Annotated in this window: 3 protein-coding genes; all 3 read right to left on the bottom strand. The window is 57.0% G+C overall.

All coding sequences use genetic code 11. The features are described from left to right. Positions 1 to 228, bottom strand: a 228-nt coding sequence (locus HAP95_RS00700) for a transposase (protein WP_368356526.1), incomplete at its 3' end; no start/stop codon positions are given. A gap of 169 nt (positions 229 to 397) precedes the next feature. Then, positions 398 to 697, bottom strand: a complete 300-nt coding sequence (locus HAP95_RS00695) for a YlcI/YnfO family protein (protein WP_226832346.1) — start codon at positions 695 to 697, stop codon at positions 398 to 400. Between the two features lie 396 nt (positions 698 to 1093). Beyond that, the gene (locus HAP95_RS00690) at positions 1094 to 2164 is read right to left on the bottom strand and encodes an efflux transporter outer membrane subunit (protein ID WP_226832348.1); all 1071 of its coding nucleotides are present in this window, start codon (positions 2162 to 2164) and stop codon (positions 1094 to 1096) included. Between the last annotated feature and the right edge of the window lie 116 nt (positions 2165 to 2280).

Below are 2280 nucleotides of genomic sequence, written 5' to 3'. Positions count from 1 at the left end.
GCTGGAAAAGACCCCGTTGGCATAGCCGTAGACCAGAATCGCCAGCAGAGTGGCTGGATGATAGGCCTTATGGCCACGGCCCGCGTATTGTTGGACCAGTAGCGAGAGGTCGAGCTGATCAATAACTTCCACAATAAAGCGGGCCAGGTGACCTTCTGGGAGCCAGTCGTCCATGGAGGGGGGCAGAAGATAATCGGTCTTGCGGTCAGTATCGAGGAAGTGGGCCATAAAATCACTCATCACATTGAATCTTAAGTAATTATACGATAATTTTAGGCAAAATGAAAGTCCGACAAGCTGCTAGCACGAATAGCTGAGGGCAGGTCATTGGCCGCCAGAAACTCAAACATTCGTTCCAAATCTTCCTGTGCAGCGGTAGATATGCGAAGTTTATAGGTCATTGAGAGCTGTGATACTTATCCAGGATCACATCTAAAGCCGCTAAAGATTTTTCTTTGCCAATGTACTTTCCGGATTGCTTCGACGCTTCCCGTGCAGCCAACCCACGAGCGATGAATTCCTTTTGCATCTTCCGGAACTCAATCTGCTTGACAAGGGCGCTTTCGACGAAAGAACTGAGTGACTCGTCAACCTTTAGAACGCCTTCTACTGCCTGACGTAATTCCTGAGTAACCCGCAGTGGAGGGATTGTTGCTGATTTCATGGCGCCACCAATTGTATTGCACTTGCGATACATTATACGCTCATTGGCAAGCGAAGCCAAAGCAAAGACGTTGGACTCAAGCGGTGTGAACGGTTACAGACTTTCCCCGGTGCTGCATGGCAAATTCCACCAGGTAACGCTTGCTATGGCAGCAGCTCGGCATCTTGTTCAAATGTGAAGCACCTTGACGCTGATTCCCGGCCAACACCCGTTAAAATTTACAAGTAAACATCACCCGGTTATACACAAAAGAATGTTGGGGCGAGCCGGGGAATAAGCCCTGCACACCGCCATTGCCGACCTCCACCCATCCAGGTTGCCCTCAGCGGTTCAGGCTTTCTACTGCCGGTGCATTAGCGAAGCCAAGGCAACGACGCTGGATATTGTTCGCTTTTCTCTCATTTTGGCGCGGAAAGCCCCGACGGGCTGCTAGCGGAGCGAACCTACTGTTGCGTCATCGGATCCAGCGCCTACCGCCTGATACAGGGCTACGCTATCGTTCAGTCGTTGCGCCTGAGCCGCAGCCAAGCCGAGACGGGTCTGCTGCGCTTGCTGCTGGGCGATGAGAAGTTGAGCATAGCTTGCGGTACCCAGTTGGTACTGCCACTCAACCGAGCGCAGTGAACCCTCTGCGGCTTCATTGGCGGCAGTGAGTGCTGCCAGTGTCTGCGCATCGTTTTCCACCGCACGTAGCGCATCGGCAACGTTGCGCAGGGCCTCCAGCACAACACCTTGATAGTTGGCGGCGGCCGCGTCAAAGGCCGCGAGTGCCGCGCGCTTTTCGGCTGGCAGTCCCGGATTGAACAGGGGTTGGGTCAATTGCCCGACCAGGTTCCATATTGCCGAGCCGGGGCCAAACAGGGCGCCGGTGGTGAGGGCTTGGCTACCGAGGCTGGCGCTCAGATTGATTTGTGGATAGAGCTTGGCCACAGCGACGCCGTAATCGGCGTTGGCTGCGTGTAGCAAGGCTTCGGACGCCTGGATATCCGGACGGCGACGAACCAGTTTGGAAGGCACGATCAGAGGCAGTTCGGTGGGCAGGGTGAAGTCGGCGAGGGTGAATTCCGGGATGCCGCCCGCGCCCGGCGCGCGGCCCGCGAGTACGGCGAGCAGATGCTCGGTCTGCTGCATTTGCTTGCGCAGTACGGGCAATTCGGCGCGCGTCTGCTCAGCCTGGGTTTGCAGGGCCAACACCTCATCCGGCGCGGCCTGGCCGAGACGCACGCGCTCGCGGGCGATCTGCACTTGTTCCTCCTGGGTGTGCAGGATGGTGGCCGTGGCCTCGATTTGCGCGGCGAGCCGGGCCCGCGTGATGGCGGCAGTGGCGATATTGCCCGCCAGGCTCAGGCGCGCGGCTTCCAGTTCATAACGACGGTAGTCCACCCGCGCGGCCAGGGCCTCGAGGGCGCGGCGGTTGCCGCCGGCGAGATCGAGGTTGTAGCGCACGTCCACGCTAGCGTTGTACAGATTGAAGGTCTTCGGTTCGGCGGTCTGCCCCAGAACGCCAGGATTGAAGCGCTGGCGCTCACCGCCTAGCAGCTTGTCGGACTTTCATTTTGCCTAAAATTATCGTATAATTACTTACGATTCAATGTGATGAGTGATTTTATGGCCCA

The sequence above is a fragment of the Acidithiobacillus sulfurivorans genome (assembly GCF_018853815.1).
Taxonomy (GTDB): domain Bacteria; phylum Pseudomonadota; class Gammaproteobacteria; order Acidithiobacillales; family Acidithiobacillaceae; genus Acidithiobacillus; species Acidithiobacillus sulfurivorans.
This window is presented reverse-complemented; position numbering and strand designations above follow the sequence as displayed.